Source organism: Actinacidiphila paucisporea (genome assembly GCF_900142575.1).
In the GTDB taxonomy this organism is placed as follows: Bacteria; Actinomycetota; Actinomycetes; order Streptomycetales; family Streptomycetaceae; genus Actinacidiphila; species Actinacidiphila paucisporea.
Genome location: NZ_FRBI01000002.1, coordinates 485,451 through 500,592, shown reverse-complemented (window position 1 = coordinate 500,592; position 15,142 = coordinate 485,451). Strand labels below are relative to the sequence as shown.

Sequence of the window (15,142 nt, the reverse complement as noted above, 5' to 3'; positions counted from 1 at the left end):
TGTGCCCATGCCCTCCTACGCCCAGGCGTTGGCCCCTGCGCAGGGAGGGCGCGCGTTTTCAGGGGCTCGGGGAACTGCGAGACCAACCCGGCGCCGGGGGAAGATCGCGGCAGCCCGGGAAGGGGCAGGGCGGCGGGTTCTCCAGGGGCTCGGGGAACTGCGAGACCAACCCGGCGCCGGGGGAAGGTCCCGGCAGCCCGGGAAGGGGCAGGGCGGCGGGTTCTCCACCGGGGGAATTCTCGGCGCGGCGTCAGCCGAAGAGTTGCTCACCCCAGTCGTGGCCCGCGGCCAGCCCCGGCGGCACGGCGAAAACTCCGCTGCCGATGTGCTGGATGTACTCGTTGAGCGCGTCATGCGCCCCCAGCACGCGCTGGAGCGTGACGAACCGGTCGGGGCTGTTCATGAACGCGACGAAGAACAGCCCGCCCAGCAGGTCCCCGGTCTGCTGGTCGATGCCGTCGGTGTAGGAGTAGCCGCGGCGCAGGATGCGCAGGCCGTTGTTGTGCTCGGGCGAGGCGAGCCTGATGTGGGCGTCGTCGGGGATGACGTACCGCCCGCCGGACTTCGCGGCGAAGTCGGGGGTGTCGAACTCGCCGTGGCCGGTCAGCGGGGCGCCGCTGCCCTTGTAGCGGCCGAAGACGTCCTGCTGGTCGCCGAGCCGGTCGCGGTCCCACTGCTCCATCCGCATCCGGATCTTGCGGCTGACGAGGTAGGCGCCGCCGCGTATCCACCGCTGCGGCTCCTCCTGGCCGATCCAGACGTGCCGGCCCATGACGTCCTCGTCGCGGGCGTCGATGTTGCGGGTGCCGTCCTTGAAGCCCATCAGGTTGCGCGGGGTGGCCTGTTGGTGGGAGGTGGAGGACGTACGGCCGAAGCCGAGTTCCATCCAGCGCGGCAGGACGGTGCCGAAGCCGAGCCTGCGCAGGTTGCGTACCGCGTGGAAGGCGACCTGCGGGTCGTCGGCGCAGGCCTGGACGCACAGGTCGCCGCCGGTGAGCGCCGGGTCGAGGTTCTCGCCGGGCAGTTTCGGCAGCGGCCGCAGAGCGCTGGGCCGGCGGGCGGTGAGGCCGAAGCGGTCGTCGAAGAGCGCCGGGCCGTATCCGAGGGTGATCGTGAGGCGGCCGGGGGTCAGGCCGACCGCCTCGCCGGTGTCGTCGGGCGGGGTGTTGAGGTCGCCCTCGTCGCCGGGCACCGGACGGCCCAGAGTCATCGCCTCGGCCGCGGCGGTCCAGGTGGTGAGCAGCGCGGCCAGGTCGGCGCGGGTCGCGCCCGGCGCCACGTCGAACGTCGCGAAGCACAGCCGGTCCTGGGAGGGGGTGGCGATGCCCGCCTGGTGCGTACCGCGGAAGTCGACCGTGGCGGGGGCCGCGCTGCCGGCCGGGGCGGCGGCGCCGGGGCCGCTGTCGCGGCCGGCCAGCGCGGTGCCGCCCGCGCCCAGGGCGGCGCCGGCGACCGCCGCCCCCGCCCCGACGGCCCCGAGCAGCCGCCGCCGGCTGACGGCGGAGGCGGCGGGGAGGGAAGCACGCTGGGCGGGCTCCGGCGTGATGTCCGGGGTGTCGTCGGGCACGGGGCCCTGGGGCGGGGTCTTCACGGCTCAGGCGATCTTTCCGGCGATCTTCGACACGGACTCGGCGTACGCGTCGACGGCCTGGGCCAGGACGCGGCGCTGGGCGTCGGTGACCTTGCTGTAGTCGACGTAGCCGCTGTCCTGGTAACCGGGCGTGGCCGCGTACGCCTTGAGCGCGGTGGCGGTGGCCTGGTAGCGGCTGGTCACGGTGTCGGCGAGCGCCGGGTCCTTCTGCTTGAGTACCGGCAGCAGCACGCTGACCGCCTCCTGGGCGCCGGCGAGGCTGCCGTCGAAGTCGAGCAGGTCGATGTGCGAGTAGCGCTCCTCCTCACCGGTGATCTTGGAGGTCTGGATCTCGTTGACCAGCTCGGTGGCGCCGTTGGCGATCGCGGCCGGCTGGTATTCGACGTGCTGCACCTTGGTGTGGAGCTCGTGCACGTCGGCGCTCAACCGGTCGGCGAGCGTGCCGAGTCCGGCGGTGGAGTTCTTCTCCCACAGCTCCTGCTCGATGCGGTGGAAGCCGGTGAAGTCGGCGGCGGTGGCCGCGTCGTCGATGCGGCCGTCGATACGGCCGTCGATGTCGCCCCAGATCTCGGCGGTCGACTCGATGCGCTCGTAGTGGACGCGCGCCTTGCCGTAGAGCTTCTTGGCGTCGTCGGTCCTGCCGGCCTTGACCGCGGCGGTGAAGGCGTCGGTGCCGGTGACCAGTTCCTTGACCTCGCCGGTGACCCAGGTCGCGTACTGCTGGGTGGCGCCGACCAGGGCCGGGTCGTCCTTCCAGGTCTTCCTGGCGGTGCCGGTGACGGTGAGGTCGCTCTTCTCGGTCTTCGCGCCGGGGCAGTAGACCTGGTATTTGCCGGCGTCCAGGGTGAGGGTGAAGTCGCCGGACAGGCCGGGCGTGAGGTTCTCCTTCTCGCCCAGGATCTTACCGCCGTCGAGCAGTTCGGCCTCGGTGACCTTCGCGGAGCCCTTGTTGCCGACCTCGAATCTCACCGTGCCGGCGGGGACGCTCGCCGGGGTGGGCGCGCAGTCCTCGTCGCTGACGACGATCTTGACGGTGGAGGACTTGGCCGCGGCGTTGTCCGCGGCGGCGGGCGCGGAGCCCTTCGAGTCGTCCTTGTCGCCGCCGCAGGCGGCCAGCAGCAGGCCGGCGGTGATCACGGTGGCCGCGCAGGCCAGTGCGCGGCGGGGGGTGGCTCGGGGGGTCACGGTCAGCTCCTGTTGGGGGTTGCTGGGGTGCGGGGACGGGCGGGAGGTCAGTGGGCGACGGGCTGCGGGGCCCCGGCAGGGCGCCGGCGGACCGGCCACAGCACGACGGCGGTCATCGGGACCGCGTAGAGGAGCCAGCCGGTGACCATCGTCCAGTCGGGGTACGGCTGGATGCCCAGCACGCCGGTGGCGACCGAGGAGGCCGGGGTGCCGGGGTGTACCAGCCAGGACAGGTCGAAGGCGCGGGTGCCCTGCTCCAGCCAGCCGCCCTCGGCGGCGGTCATCAGCGCGGTGGCGACCAGGCCGGCGGCAACGAGGATCAGCACCAGGCCGGTGATGCGGAAGAAGCGCGAGAGGTTGATGCGGAGGCCGCCGCGGTAGATGCCGTAGCCGATGGCCGCGGCGAGCACGACGCCGAGCGCGGCGCCGGTGCCGCCGTAGGCGGGGTTGTCGCTCTCGTTGAAGGTGGCCAGCAGGAAGACGGAGGTCTCGAAGCCCTCCCGCAGCACGGCGAGGAAGGCCATCAGCACCAGCGCGGAGGCCGAACCCTCGCCCAGGGCGCGGCCGGCCGCGCCCTCCAGGTCCTTGCGCAGGTCGCGGGAGTGCCGCTTCATCCACAGCACCATGTAGCTGACCATCACCACGGCGACGGCGCCGATGACGGTCTCCAGCTGCTCCTGCTGCTTCTGCGGCAGGTCGCTGGAGTAGATCTGCAGCCCGACCGCGACCGCGACGCAGATCGCCACCGCCGCGGCGACGCCCAGCCACACTTTCTTGAGCGCGTCCCTGCGGCCCTGCTGGGCGAGGAAGGAGGCGATGATGCCCACGATGAGCGCCGCCTCCAGCCCTTCGCGGAGTCCGATGACGAACGTGGGGAGCATGGAGGTCCTTCATGAGCCGGGGTCTTCAAGTAAGGGGAACCTTACTTAGGTTAGGGCAACCTAATTACATGGGTTGCACGGGGCCTCGTCAAGAGCCCCCACCTGCACCGATATGGGATGCGCGGGAATTTCCCGGCAAGACGGGACAAGCGGAAGGCCGGGGTTTCGTCACGCCACAGGAGTCCCATAGGGTCCTTTCGCCATGGATTACTGCTACGCGTGCCGCCGGCACCTCAACGGCGCCTACTCCTGCCCGGGGTGCGGCACGCCCGCTGACCAGCTGAAACTCCCGCAGGTCGGGGAGACCGCCCAGCTGCCGCTGATCACCGAGGGCGACGACGCGCCCGACGCGCCGCCGCTCCCCGGCGGCGGACGGGCCGCGGCCCGCGGCCGGCAGCGCAGGAGGACCCGCGGGCGGCAGCAGCGGGCGGCCGTCTACGGGATCGGCCTGGTCGCCGTGGTCGGCGCGCTGGCGATGCTGTCGATGGCCGCACTGTCCGGTGCCGGCTCCGGGAGCACGCCGCCGCCCGCGCCCGTCGTCAGCGGCACCACCGCGCCGCCGACCGGCACCTCCTCGCCGGGCACCGCGGAGTCGGCCGAGCCGCACAAGGGCGGCGCGACCGGCGGCCCGCACCACTCGCCGACCCCGAGCGCCACTCCGAGCACCAGCGGTACGACGCCGAGCGCGTCCACGACCACCGTCAGGCCGTCCGCCACCGGCGCCCCGCCGCCCACCCGCAGCAGCGCGCCGCCGTCCGCGACGCCGACGCCGAGCCATACCCGGCACCCGTCGCCCTCGCCGACCTGCAAGCCGGTGCTGTGGTGGTGCCAGTAGCCCGCTGACGGCCCGCCGGCACGGCGGGCCCGAGGTCCTCAGGAAGGGCGGGCTCAGTCCTCGCCCAGCATCCGGCGGAGCAGGTCGCGCAGGGTGGTGCGGTCCCGCTCGGACAGCGCGGCCAGCGGTTCGCGGGCGAAGTCCAGGCCGTCCCGCAGCCTCTCGGCCGTCTCCAGGCCCGCCGCGGTGGCCGCGGCCAGCTTCACCCGGCGGTCGGCCGGGTCGGGCCGCCGCTCGGCGAGGCCCCGGTCCTGGAGGCGGTCCACGATCCCGGTGATGTTGGACGGCTCGCACTTGAGGCGCTGCGCGATCTGCCGCATCGGCATCGGCCCGGTCGCCAGCAGCGCCAGCACCTTCGCCTGCACACCGGTGAGGTGGAAGCCGGCGGCCGCCGCCTCGTAGTCCTGGTGGTGGCGGGCCACCGCGGTGGCGATGAGGTCGACCACCTCGGTCGTCAGCGGGTCGGTACGGCGGGTCATACCCGCAGGTTACCCCGATGCTTGACAACATGAAATATTCAGGTCCATGGTTAATTACTTGAGGACCTGAATATTTGCCACAGTGAAGCACTGGTCGCGGTCCAGCTCCCCGAGCCGGCCGCGGCGGAAGGAGACGGTTCCCCTCATGCCCACGAACACGCCGACGAACACGCCGACGAGCACGCTCACGGGCCGCGAATGGCAGCTGGCGGCCCGGCCGCACGGCTGGCCGACGCCGGCGGACTTCGCCCTGGTCGAGGCCCCCGTTCCGGAGCCCGGCCCCGGCCAGATCCTGGTGCGCAACCTCTTCCTGTCCGTCGACCCCTACATGCGCGGCCGGATGAACGACGCGAAGTCGTACGCCCCGCCCTACGAGCTGGGCAAGCCCATGCAGGGCGCCGCGGTCGGCCGGGTGGTGGCCTCCGAGGCCGAGGGCGTCCCGGTCGGCGCGCACGTGGTGCACGGGCTCGGCTGGCGCGAGTACGCCGTCGTGGACGCGGCGCAGGCGGCGGTCGTCGACCCGGAGCAGGCCCCGCTGTCCGCCTACCTCGGGGTGCTCGGCATGACCGGCCTCACCGCGTACGTCGGCCTGCTGCGTATCGCCGAGCTCGCGCCCGGCGAGACGGTCTTCGTCTCCGGCGCTGCCGGCGCGGTCGGCAACCAGGCCGGCCAGATCGCCAAGCTCAAGGGCGCCGCCCGGGTGATCGGCAGCGCGGGCTCCGACGAGAAGTGCGCGCTGCTGGTGGACGAGTACGGCTTCGACGCCGCCTTCAACTACAAGAACGGCCCGGTGGCCGAGCAACTGGCGGCCGCGGCCCCCGACGGCATCGACGTCTACTTCGACAACGTCGGCGGCGAGCACCTGGAGGCGGCGATCTCCTCGCTGCGGGTGCACGGGCGGGCCGCGCTGTGCGGGGCCATCTCGGTCTACAACGACACCGAGCCCGCGCCGGGCCCGCGCAACCTCGGCCTGCTGGTCGGCCGGCGGATCACGCTGCGCGGCTTCCTGGTCGGCGACCACCAGGACCTCAGGGACGACTTCGTCCGCGAGGTCGGCGGCTGGCTGCGGGAGGGACGGCTGCGCTACCGCGAGACCGTCTACACCGGAATCGACCAGGCCGTGGCGGCGTTCCTGGGGATGCTGCGCGGAGAGACCACCGGGAAGACGGTCGTCGCCCTCCCGGAGTGACCATGGAAGGAGTCGGGACCGCGGTCCCGGCTCGGCGCCGAACCTTTGTGAACCTTCTGTTGAGGAGCCCTCATGACCATCCAGTACGTAGATGTGCTCTACACGGCCGTCGCCACCGCGGAGAACGGCCGCGACGGGCGGGTCGCCACGGATGACGGGAAGCTCGACGTCATCGTCAACCCGCCCATCGAGCTGGGCGGCACCGGCGCCGGGACGAACCCCGAGCAGCTCTTCGCGGCCGGCTACAGCGCGTGCTTCCAGAGCGCGCTCGGCGTGGTCGCCCGGCGGGCGAAGACGGACGTCTCCGGTTCTCAGGTGACCGCGAAGGTCGGCCTCGGCAAGACCGAGGCCGGCGGCTTCGGGCTGACCGTCCAGCTGGAGGTCTCCATTCCGAACGTCCCGGCGGACGAGGCGGCCGCGCTGGTCGAGCAGGCGCACGAGGTCTGCCCCTACTCGGCCGCGACCCGCGGCAACGTGGCGGTGACGCTGTCCGTCGTCTGACCCGCGGGAAGGGGGTCAGCGTGACGAACACACCGTGTGCAGCCGGGCTTTGCCGGCGATCGCGCTGACCTGGTCGAGGGTGCGGAGCTGGTCGTCGAGGGTCCCGGGGTCGGCGAGGTAGCGCAGGACGGCGAGCGCGAAGACGTCGCGGACCTGGGTCGGCATCGCGTCGGAGGCGTCGTAGCAGCGGACCGCGTCCGGGTCGCGCAGGGTCCCGGCGATCGCGCCGTCCGTGCCGGTGCTCGGGTAGCGGTCGAGCACCGCGCGCTTGACGGAGTAGCCGGACTGTGTGCCGGCCCAGGCGCGTTGGGCCTCGTCCGAGGCGAGGTAGCCGATCAGCCGGGCAGCCTGCGAGGTGCTGTGCAGCACGGCGGCGAGGTCGCCGGAGACCTCCCAGCGGTTGCCGGCCCGCACGCCGGGGATGACGTCGGCGGAGTGGGTGTAGGCGGCGCCCTGGCGCCAGCCGTCGCTGCGGCGGGCGAAGGACGACTGGTGTTCCAGGTCGCAGGTCGGCGGCTGCTTCAGCACCCCGTCGGCGGCGGCGCCGAACGGCGTGGCCAGCGCGGGCGCCATCAGTTTCTGATCGCCCGCGCCGACCAGGTGGCCCCAGGTGGTCCAGGCGCGGCGGACCCTGGGGTCCCGCCACGACAGCTTCCCGTCGACCCAGTCTGTGTACGTGGCCGGGTCGGTCTGCTGGAGCAGGATGTCCTCGATCCAGTCCGAGCCGGGCCATCCGGACGTGGCGTCGCCGCCCATGCCCAGGCACCAGGAGGCGGGGCGGCGCGCGGCCTGCTCGACACCGGCGGTGTCCATCGCCGGCGGGTGCCAGACCATGCTCTTGAGGTCGGTCTTGATCGGCAGCCAGTAGGCGTGCGGCTTTCCGTCGGGGCCGTTGACCGGGGTCACCCAGGTCGAGGCGAAGCGGGCCTCACCGACCAGGTCGTCCAGCGGGGTGAGCGCGCCCTCGGTCGCGTAGCCGGCCAGCTCGCCGGGTCCCGGCAGGATCGCGACGTCCGGCGGCGTGCCGGACTCGACGTCGGCGGCGAGCACCTGGCTCTCGGCCGAACTGCCCTGGTAGACGACGTGGATACGGTACTCGGCCTCGAACTTGTCGATCACCTGCCGCTGGAACCGGTCCTGTTCGGTGCCGGTCCAGTTGGCGAGCAGGGTCACGGAGCCGTGCCAGCCGGTGGCCCGCACGGCGAGGGCGCCGCCGCCGGCCAGCAGCACCAGGCACACCCCGAGCACGCCCAGCGTGCGGGGCCGCGGCCACTTCAGGGCGATGGCCTCGACCCGGTATTCGCTCAGGCTCGGTTGGAGTCCCAGTACGACGAGCGCCCCCAGCAGCAGACCGCCGGCGAGGATCCAGTCGGCCGCCGCCGCGCGGAAGCCGGTGTCCGCCAGCCGCCGCGAGACCGCGGCCCCCGTGCGCGGGATCGCCGTGCCGGTCAGGGAGCCGGTCAGCGCGGTGCGCGCGCCGGACATCCCGGTGTGCGTCAACTCGGTGAAGACGATCAGCACGGTGACGCCCGCGACCAGCAGCACAGCGGTGGCGAGCAGCGCCGGGTTGAACCGCCGCCGGAAGCGCGTGCCGAAGTAGCGGTGCGTCTCGGCGAGCAGCCCGAGCAGCGCCAGCGCCAGGGCGAGCGCGACGCCCCACTCCAGCCACAGCAGCGGCCCGAAGTCCGTCTGGCCGCGCACCACTTCCAGCTGCTGGGCGTGCAGCGCGCTGAGCCTGCCCATGATGGTGGCCTCCGCCGCGGGGCCCTTGGCATCGCGTCCGAGCATGCTGCCGGCGTATCTCAGGTAGGCCTTGTGGAGCGGGCTGCCCGACGGCTGGGCCTCGGCGTCCTCGATCCAGCCGGTGTAGGTCGCGATGAGGCCGGTCACCGTCTGGATGGTCTGGCGGCCGGTGAGCCCGGTGACGTCGGCGGCCGCGGCCCGCGCGAGGCTCTGGTTGGCCACCGAGATACGGGTGTGGAAGGCGCTCGTGGTGCCGACGTCCTGCTCGACGCCCTGCTGCGCCTGGTCCAGCGCGTCCTTCGCGGTGTCGACGGCCAGCACGCCGGGGGCGCTCGCCGTCTTCAGCGGCACCGCGTCGGTGTGCACCCCGCGGTAGGCGTGGAAGAGCGAGAGGGCGGTGAGGACCACCAGGGCGAGCAGCAGCAGCATGCGGCGGTTCAGCTCGCGCGGGGTGCGGCTCGGGACGTGCGCGGGCGCCGGGGCGGGGGTGGGCGCCGGGGCCGGGGTGGGGGCCGGTGTCGGGGCCGGGGCGGTCGCCCGTATCGGGGCCGTTCGCTCGTTCATGACTCCCCCAGTGCGTGCCCGCAGTGCGGGCAGAAGCCGGCCGTCGACGGGATGCGCCGCCCGCAGGCCGGGCAGTCGGTCAGGGCCGCCCCGGGCAGCAGGCCCGGGTCGGCCGCCCGGCCCGCCGGCGCGGGGCCGTAGGTGGTCTGGCTGCTCGCGGTGATCAGGTGCTGGAAGTCCACCGGGTCGATGTTCCGGCGCAGCGACACCACGCCCGCCGCGGCGTCGTGGATGTCCACCAGCCGCCGCAGCTCGTCGAGTTGACGGCGGGCGCCGGTGCGGTGGGCCAGCGCGGCGGCCTGGCCGAGGAGTTGGGCGGCCCGGTCGAGCTGCCCGCGGTGATGGGCGTCCGCCGCGTCCGCCACGGCCTGGCCGAGCTGCTCGTACGTCTGGAAGTGCAGGACCTGCTCGTCGGTCACCCCCGACAGGGCCGGATCGTCGGTCCAGTTCACCACCAGCGGCTGGGCCTGCGGCAGCCGGACCCCGGCGTCGTCCGAGGTGCGCACCCCGACCTCGGCGGCCAGCAACTCCTCGCCGTGCAGCTGCCCTTCGGGGTCGACGGCCACGCAGACGTGGTAGCGGCGGATCTCGTTGCCCCAGGCGCGGGTGACATAGGTGCCGGGCGCGTCCGCCTCCGGCGTCAGGGGCACCTCGTCGGGGAAGGTCTGCCGGACGTACCGCAGCCGGCTGCCGGGCACCGGCTCGACGGTGAGGGTCACCTCCGGCACCGCCTTGACGAGCAGGGCGCGTATCAACTGCTCGTAAACGCCGACGAGTTCGGACTCCCGGCGGACGGCGTCGGCCCTGCCGTGCAGGGCGCGGGTCACCGCCAGCAGCACCTGGGCGTCCCAGCCGGCGCCGATGCCCCAGGCGTCGCAGACGAATCTCCCGGCGAGCGCGGTGAGCACGCCGTCGAGCGGCCGGTGGTCGTCGTGCTCGTTGCGCCCGTCGGTGAGCATCAGCGTGTGCCGGATCGGCGCGGGCTGCCGGGCGAGCAACAGGTCCGCCAGATGCAGCCAGTTGCCCACGCAGGTGCCGCCGGCCGCGACCAGCCGGTGTACCGCGGCCTCCGCCTCGGCCCGTGCGGTGGCGTCGGCCACCGCCATCGTGCACGCCTGCGCCGGTGTACCCGCAGGCTGCGGCGGATAGGCGGTGACGGCGTCGTGGGTGCCGGCGACGACGGCGAAGAGGGTGCCGTCGGGGAGCAGCCGCAGCGCGGCGATCGCGGCGTTCTTCGCCGCCCGGAACTTCTCCTCGGGATTGTCCATCGAGGTGGAGCAGTCGATCACCAGGACCTCGGCGAGCGCGGGACCGGGCGCCGCGCCGTCCGCGCCGCTGACCTCCACGGTCACGATGGCGTGCAGGTCCTTCTCGCCCGCGCCCGCGGGGAGGTACTTCTGCTGGCTGACCGCGAGGCCGATCGTGGTGTCCACTGTGGTCGTGACTCCTCACCGATGAGCTGCTGTTGCCGTGGCTGCGCGGGGTGTTGCGGGTCAGAAGCGGCTCTGCGGGCGTACGGCGTAGGCGCGGTCGAGCAGTTCGGCGCGCTGGGCTTCCCGCGCCTGGCCCACGAGGGTGCGCAGCGACCCGTACAGCAGCCCCGCCAGCGCCTCGCGGCTGGCGGCGCCGTCGAACAGCTCGCCCGGCGGCAGCCGCGGGAAGTCCGGCTCGGCGTCCGTCGTCACGGTGCCACGGCCCACGGCAAGAGCGAGCCGGCTGCGCCAGGGGACGGGGCGGCCGGGTGCCGGGTGCCCCGCCAGCACGTTCTCCCTGATCTCGGCGACCAGCCGGTCGCGGGCGCCGTCCCGCGGCAGCTCCGCGAGCCGCTCGCCGGCCTCCCGCAGGTCGGCCTGCGAGGGCGCGGTGCCGGTCACCCGCCCGGTGAGGATGCGCAGGGCGGCGATCCGGGCGAGGTCGTAGGTGCGGGAGGTCGTCGGCACCTGGTCGAGGATCCGCACCGCGTCGGCCCGGTCGCCGTGCAGCAGCCGCAGCCGGGCGAGCCCGAAAGCCGCGCTGGTGTGGGCGCGGTCGCGCGCCCACCCGGCCCGGTAGTAGGCCTCCGCCTCCGCTTCGGCCTCCCGGGCCCTGGTCCGGGCTTCCTCCGCCGCCGCGGCCTGGACGGCGGGCGCCTCGTCACCCGCGGGCCGCGGCGCGGCGAGCGTTCCGCGCAGGTATTCCGCGCAGTAGCCCAGCGCCAGCTTCGGCGCCCACTCCCCCGGCACGGTCGCGTAGACGGCGGCGAACTCGCCCTGCGCATCCTTCACCCGGCCCCGCGCCAGGAGCAGCAGCCCGCGATGCCACGGCGGCCGCCAGTCGTAGCCGGCGACGTCGGGGCCCATCAGCCGGACGGCCTCGCCGAGCCACTTCTCCGCAGCCGCGCGGGCCGGATCGCCCGCCGGGCCCGATTCGCCGGACAGCAGGTACGACCGGCACAGCCACAGCGCGACCTCGACGGTCCGCAGCGCCGGGTCGTCTTCGACGCGCTCCGCCGTGCGCTCGGGCGCGTGGCCCGCCAGGCCGCCGAGCAGCACCGCCGCCGGATCCTCCGGGTCGGCGACCGGCCCGGGCAGCGCGCGGACCGTCTCCTGCGGGGTGGGTACGCCGGTGGCCAGGTCGGGCGGTGCGACGCCTTCGGGCCGCAGCGTCCAGTGGGTGAGCGCGGGGGCCGCGCCCAGGGCGGCGCCGAAGGTGACAGCGGTGGGCTCGAAGCGGGTGGACCGCTCGGGATACCGCTCGCCGCGGTCCAGGGCGCGGTGCTCGCGCAGCACCTCCCACAGCTGGCGGGACATCTGCACGGCGGAGGTGAAGCGGGCGGCCGGGTCGTCGTGGGTGGCGCGGCCGATCAGCCGGTCGAAGGAGCGGGCGGCGAGCCCGGCGGGCACCTTGGCGCGGGTCGCGAGCGCGGCCAGGGTGCGGCCGACGGTGAAGAGGTCGCTGTCTACCAGGAAGCCGCGCTCGTCGCGCTCGCGCTTCTTCGGCGCGAAACGCGGGGTGTGGACCAGGGCGCTGTCGTGGTCGTCGATACGGCGGACGGCGCCGAGGTCGATGACCTTGATCTGCCGGTCGTAGTGGATGACGTTCTCCGGCTTCATGTCGCAGTAGAGCAGGCCCTGGTCGTGCAGGTACTCCAGGGCACCGAGGATCTTGCAGCCGTAGGTGACGACGTGGTCGAGCGCGAAGGGCTCGCCGAACAGCTCCGTCAACTCCTCGTCGGAGGACCGCAGGAGCTGGTCGAGCGGCCGCCCCGCGACGTACTCCATGACGATGTAGTCGGTGGGCTCGCTCTCGCCCTCCCGCCGGTGCTGCTTGGACGCGATGATCCCGACGATGTCCCGGTGGTGCAGGGTGGTCAGCGAGCGCCGCTCCTCGACGGCCTTGCGGCGGGCCGCCGCGTCCTGCGTGTTGATCTGCGCCTTGAGGACCACCCGCTGGCCCGGCAGGTCGAGGTCCTCGGCGAGGTAGACCCAGCCGGTGCCGCCGGGCGAGAGGTACCCGATCACGCGGTACTGCCCGGCGACGACGTCGCCGGGGCCGAGCTGCGGGAGGAAGGAGTAGCGGGTGCCGCACTTGGGGCAGAAGCCCTCGTCGGGGGCGGGACCGTCGTCGTAGGACAGCCCGATGGTGCCGGTGCAGTCCTGCACTCCGCAGCGCCGGCCGCCCTCGGGGCGGCGGGACGCGGCGCGGACGACGTCCGCGTCGGCGGGGGGCGGGATGCTGGGCAGTTGGACCAGGCCGTCGCGGTCGAGGGCGCCGGGGGTGGCGGCCGCGCGGGGCGTCCCGGCGGGGGCGTCGTCGTCGCATCGTGCGGCACGCGGGCCCGGTAAGGCCGCCGGTCCTGCCTCTTCCCGCGTGGGCGCGGTGGAGGGGTGGCGGCGGCAGGTGCCGCAGTAACCGGAGACGCGGATCGTGCCCTTGCAGGGGCGGTGCGGGCACGGCGTGCCGGGGGCGGTCATGTCGGCGTGCCTCCTTCGTCGCGGTCCTGACCGTCGAGGGGGCCCGGGGCGGGCTGCTCCGGCCGGTCCACCAGGTCGCGGAAGCGGCGGACCGCGGCCTGCGCTTCCGCCACGTCGCAGGGCCGTTCGCGCAGGCTCCGATAGGCCGCCAGGTACAGCTCGTCGGCTGCAAGGTCCTCGCCGCGGGCGGCGCTCTCCTCGTACAGCCGGCGGTAGGGTCCCAGCTCGCCGCGCAACTCCTCGCGGCGGTCCAGTAGTTCGCGCAGGACGGCGATGGCGGGCGGCAGCCGGCGCTCGGCGCGGGCCGCCATGCGCTCGTAGCGCGCGAGGTCGGGGCCGTCCTCCGGCGGGCCGGCGAAAGCTCCCTGGCCCGCGTCCAGTTCGGCGCGGGCGGCCATCACGCTGATCAGTACGTCGACGGCCTTGTCGGTCAGGTCCCCGGCTCCGCGGACCCGGGCCATCAGGCCGTCCAGTTCGCGGCCGGGCCCCAGCGCGATCCGCTCCAGCCGGCCGGCCAGCCGCGCCCTGCGCTCCAGCGCCGGCCGCAGCAGCAGCTCCCGCCGGGCGTGTTCGAGGTGGTCGCCGGCCGAGCGGAAGACCAGCAGCACCCGGTTGCCGCGGGAGGTCAGCAGTGCGAGCAGCCCGATCAGCGACGCCGGGTCCGCGGCGGCGTCGACGCCGTCCACGACCAGGGTGATGGTCACCGCGGCCGCCGCGATGCGCTGCGCGGCGGGCAGTTCCCGGTGCTGGAGCAGGTCCATCCGCTCGGCTATCCGCTCGGCGATCTCCTCGGTGCCGCGGCCGGTCGCGTAGACCGCCAGGTCGAGTCCGCCGGCCGCCGGTACGGTCCCCGGCGAGTCCAGCGAGGGCGGCCCGGTGGAAAAGCGGCTGCGCAACTCCCGGTCGGCCAGGGTGATCGCGCGCCGCAGGGTGGCCGTGCGCACCGGGTCGTCGTCCGGCACCAGGCTGATCTTGACCTGGCGGGCGGCGGGGCCGCCGCGCAGCCAGCGGGCCAGCCGCTCGGCGAACGGCCGATCGAGCAGCGACTGGTCGTCGCCGGCGGCCGCGGAGCGCAGTTCCTCGTCGACCGCGGTCCTGCCCTTCACCCACCTCCTCACCTCGCGCAGGTGCTGCACGATGGTCTCCGCCGGGCTCATGAAGGAGAAGCCGCCGCCCTCCTCCGGGGAGCTGGCCAGCACCATGCCGATGACCTTGTCGGTGGCCAGGTCCACCACCCCGCCGCCGCTGAAGCCGCGCCTGGCCACCCCGGCGGGGCTGCTCGGCTCCAGCTGCACCTGGCCGTCCCGGCCGCAGCCGCCGAGGATGGTGGCGGGCAGCCACAGACCGCCGTTGTACGCCGCGGGGAAGCCGTACATCCGCACCGCGCGGCCCGGCGCGGACACCCGGTGCAGCGACGTCGCCTCGGCGGCGGGCCGCGGCCGGTCCAGGGCGAGCAGCGCCACGTCCCCGACGGGGTCGCCGTTGGCGTCGCGCACCTCGGGCCGGTAGGCCTCCCCGGCGACCCTGGCGGCCACCTCGGGCACCAGCGGCCCGTGCGCGCCGACGAACTCGGCGGTGACCTCTTCGTCCCGCCCCACCACATGCGCGCAGGTCAGCACCCGGTCAGGGCTCAGCAGAATCCCGCTGCCCGCGATCGTCCCGTTGGCCCGCCGGATACGCACCGCCCAGGGCGGCGTCGCCAGGGGCCCGGTCCCGATTCCCCCGTCGGCCTCCATGACGTGCCACTTTACCCCTGACGCCATGTCATGTCCCTTTGATCGACGTAGACTTGTGCTCCGTACGCGAGACCACCCCCTGGGGGCACGCACCGTGGAACCGCCGCCCTTCGTCGGCCTGGCCGAGGTCATCGAGCAGATCCGCGGCGAGCTGGAAGTCGCCCGCGCCGCCGCCGAGGACGAGCGGATCGGCTTCGACGTGGACAGGGTCAGCCTGGAATTCACCGTCCAGGTCCACCGCGCGGGCACCGCGGGCGGCGGCCTGCGCATCGGCGTGGTGACCGCGGAAGTGGGCGGCTCCGTCGACCGCGGAACCACCCATCGCGTACAGGTCGAACTCAAACCGCACACGGACGGCGGCCCCCTCAAAGTCAGCCGCTGACGCCGTCGGGGTCGCTACCCCGCCCGGCCTTTCCCTGCGTGTTGAGTTTGTGTTTCGCGCATCTCCCAGCGCCCCGGCCGGCGGTCGACCGACCTGCCACGAT

Annotated in this window: 12 protein-coding genes; 4 read left to right on the top strand and 8 right to left on the bottom strand. The window is 74.0% G+C overall.

What is annotated here, in order from left to right:
• Positions 1-250 precede the first annotated feature (250 nt).
• The 3 genes from efeB to efeU are packed head-to-tail and all read right to left on the bottom strand — an operon-like array spanning position 251 to position 3,657.
• Positions 251-1,546 (bottom strand): iron uptake transporter deferrochelatase/peroxidase subunit, encoded by a 1,296-nt coding sequence (gene efeB, locus BUE44_RS05300; RefSeq protein WP_073494586.1) that lies wholly within the window; start codon positions 1,544-1,546, stop codon positions 251-253.
• Between the two features lie 48 nt (positions 1,547-1,594).
• Positions 1,595-2,776, bottom strand: a complete 1,182-nt coding sequence (gene efeO, locus BUE44_RS05295; RefSeq protein ID WP_073494203.1) for an iron uptake system protein EfeO — start codon at positions 2,774-2,776, stop codon at positions 1,595-1,597.
• Between the two features lie 47 nt (positions 2,777-2,823).
• A complete protein-coding gene (gene efeU, locus BUE44_RS05290; protein ID WP_073494201.1) occupies positions 2,824-3,657 on the bottom strand; it encodes an iron uptake transporter permease EfeU in 834 nt (277 codons plus the stop codon).
• A 202-nt stretch (positions 3,658-3,859) separates the two neighbouring features.
• Here efeU and BUE44_RS05285 point away from each other — a divergent pair, with 202 nt between their 5' ends.
• Positions 3,860-4,492 carry an SCO2400 family protein gene (locus BUE44_RS05285; RefSeq protein ID WP_073494199.1) on the top strand — a complete coding sequence of 211 codons (633 nt, stop codon included), beginning with the start codon at positions 3,860-3,862 and terminating at the stop codon, positions 4,490-4,492.
• 53 nt (positions 4,493-4,545) lie between these two features.
• Here the strand turns inward: BUE44_RS05285 and BUE44_RS05280 are convergent, their stop codons facing one another.
• The gene (locus tag BUE44_RS05280; protein ID WP_073494197.1) at positions 4,546-4,971 is read right to left on the bottom strand and encodes a MarR family winged helix-turn-helix transcriptional regulator; all 426 of its coding nucleotides are present in this window, start codon (positions 4,969-4,971) and stop codon (positions 4,546-4,548) included.
• A gap of 145 nt (positions 4,972-5,116) precedes the next feature.
• Here BUE44_RS05280 and BUE44_RS05275 point away from each other — a divergent pair, with 145 nt between their 5' ends.
• Both BUE44_RS05275 and BUE44_RS05270 read left to right on the top strand, forming a co-directional pair.
• Entirely contained in the window at positions 5,117-6,160 is a 1,044-nt protein-coding gene (locus BUE44_RS05275) for an NADP-dependent oxidoreductase (RefSeq protein WP_073494195.1), read from the top strand.
• Between the two features lie 72 nt (positions 6,161-6,232).
• Positions 6,233-6,661 carry an organic hydroperoxide resistance protein gene (locus tag BUE44_RS05270; protein ID WP_073494193.1) on the top strand — a complete coding sequence of 143 codons (429 nt, stop codon included), beginning with the start codon at positions 6,233-6,235 and terminating at the stop codon, positions 6,659-6,661.
• 15 nt (positions 6,662-6,676) lie between these two features.
• Here the strand turns inward: BUE44_RS05270 and BUE44_RS38310 are convergent, their stop codons facing one another.
• The 4 genes from BUE44_RS38310 to BUE44_RS05250 are packed head-to-tail and all read right to left on the bottom strand — an operon-like array spanning position 6,677 to position 14,684.
• The gene (locus tag BUE44_RS38310; RefSeq protein WP_235001911.1) at positions 6,677-8,968 is read right to left on the bottom strand and encodes an ABC transporter substrate-binding protein; all 2,292 of its coding nucleotides are present in this window, start codon (positions 8,966-8,968) and stop codon (positions 6,677-6,679) included.
• Positions 8,965-10,401 (bottom strand): VWA domain-containing protein, encoded by a 1,437-nt coding sequence (locus BUE44_RS05260; protein ID WP_235001910.1) that lies wholly within the window; start codon positions 10,399-10,401, stop codon positions 8,965-8,967. The genes BUE44_RS38310 and BUE44_RS05260 overlap by 4 nt, the downstream gene beginning before the upstream one ends.
• Positions 10,402-10,461: 60 nt before the next feature.
• A complete protein-coding gene (locus BUE44_RS05255; protein WP_073494190.1) occupies positions 10,462-12,921 on the bottom strand; it encodes a tetratricopeptide repeat protein in 2,460 nt (819 codons plus the stop codon).
• The gene (locus BUE44_RS05250; RefSeq protein ID WP_235001909.1) at positions 12,918-14,684 is read right to left on the bottom strand and encodes a S1 family peptidase; all 1,767 of its coding nucleotides are present in this window, start codon (positions 14,682-14,684) and stop codon (positions 12,918-12,920) included. Before BUE44_RS05250 ends, BUE44_RS05255 begins: the two co-directional genes overlap by 4 nt.
• Positions 14,685-14,751: 67 nt before the next feature.
• Here BUE44_RS05250 and BUE44_RS05245 point away from each other — a divergent pair, with 67 nt between their 5' ends.
• Positions 14,752-15,039 (top strand): trypco2 family protein, encoded by a 288-nt coding sequence (locus BUE44_RS05245; RefSeq protein ID WP_073494186.1) that lies wholly within the window; start codon positions 14,752-14,754, stop codon positions 15,037-15,039.
• Positions 15,040-15,142: the final 103 nt, after the last annotated feature.

Bases quoted from the DNA above. Each gene is read 5' to 3' on its own strand.
- BUE44_RS05275 (WP_073494195.1), top strand. From the start codon at position 5,117: ATGCCCACGAACACGCCGACGAACACGCCGACGAGCACGCTCACGGGC.
- BUE44_RS05280 (WP_073494197.1), bottom strand. From the start codon at position 4,971: ATGACCCGCCGTACCGACCCGCTGACGACCGAGGTGGTCGACCTCATC.
- BUE44_RS05255 (WP_073494190.1), bottom strand. From the start codon at position 12,921: ATGACCGCCCCCGGCACGCCGTGCCCGCACCGCCCCTGCAAGGGCACG.
- BUE44_RS05285 (WP_073494199.1), top strand. From the start codon at position 3,860: ATGGATTACTGCTACGCGTGCCGCCGGCACCTCAACGGCGCCTACTCC.
- BUE44_RS38310 (WP_235001911.1), bottom strand. From the start codon at position 8,968: ATGAACGAGCGAACGGCCCCGATACGGGCGACCGCCCCGGCCCCGACA.
- BUE44_RS05270 (WP_073494193.1), top strand. From the start codon at position 6,233: ATGACCATCCAGTACGTAGATGTGCTCTACACGGCCGTCGCCACCGCG.
- BUE44_RS05250 (WP_235001909.1), bottom strand. From the start codon at position 14,684: ATGGCGTCAGGGGTAAAGTGGCACGTCATGGAGGCCGACGGGGGAATC.
- efeU (WP_073494201.1), bottom strand. From the start codon at position 3,657: ATGCTCCCCACGTTCGTCATCGGACTCCGCGAAGGGCTGGAGGCGGCG.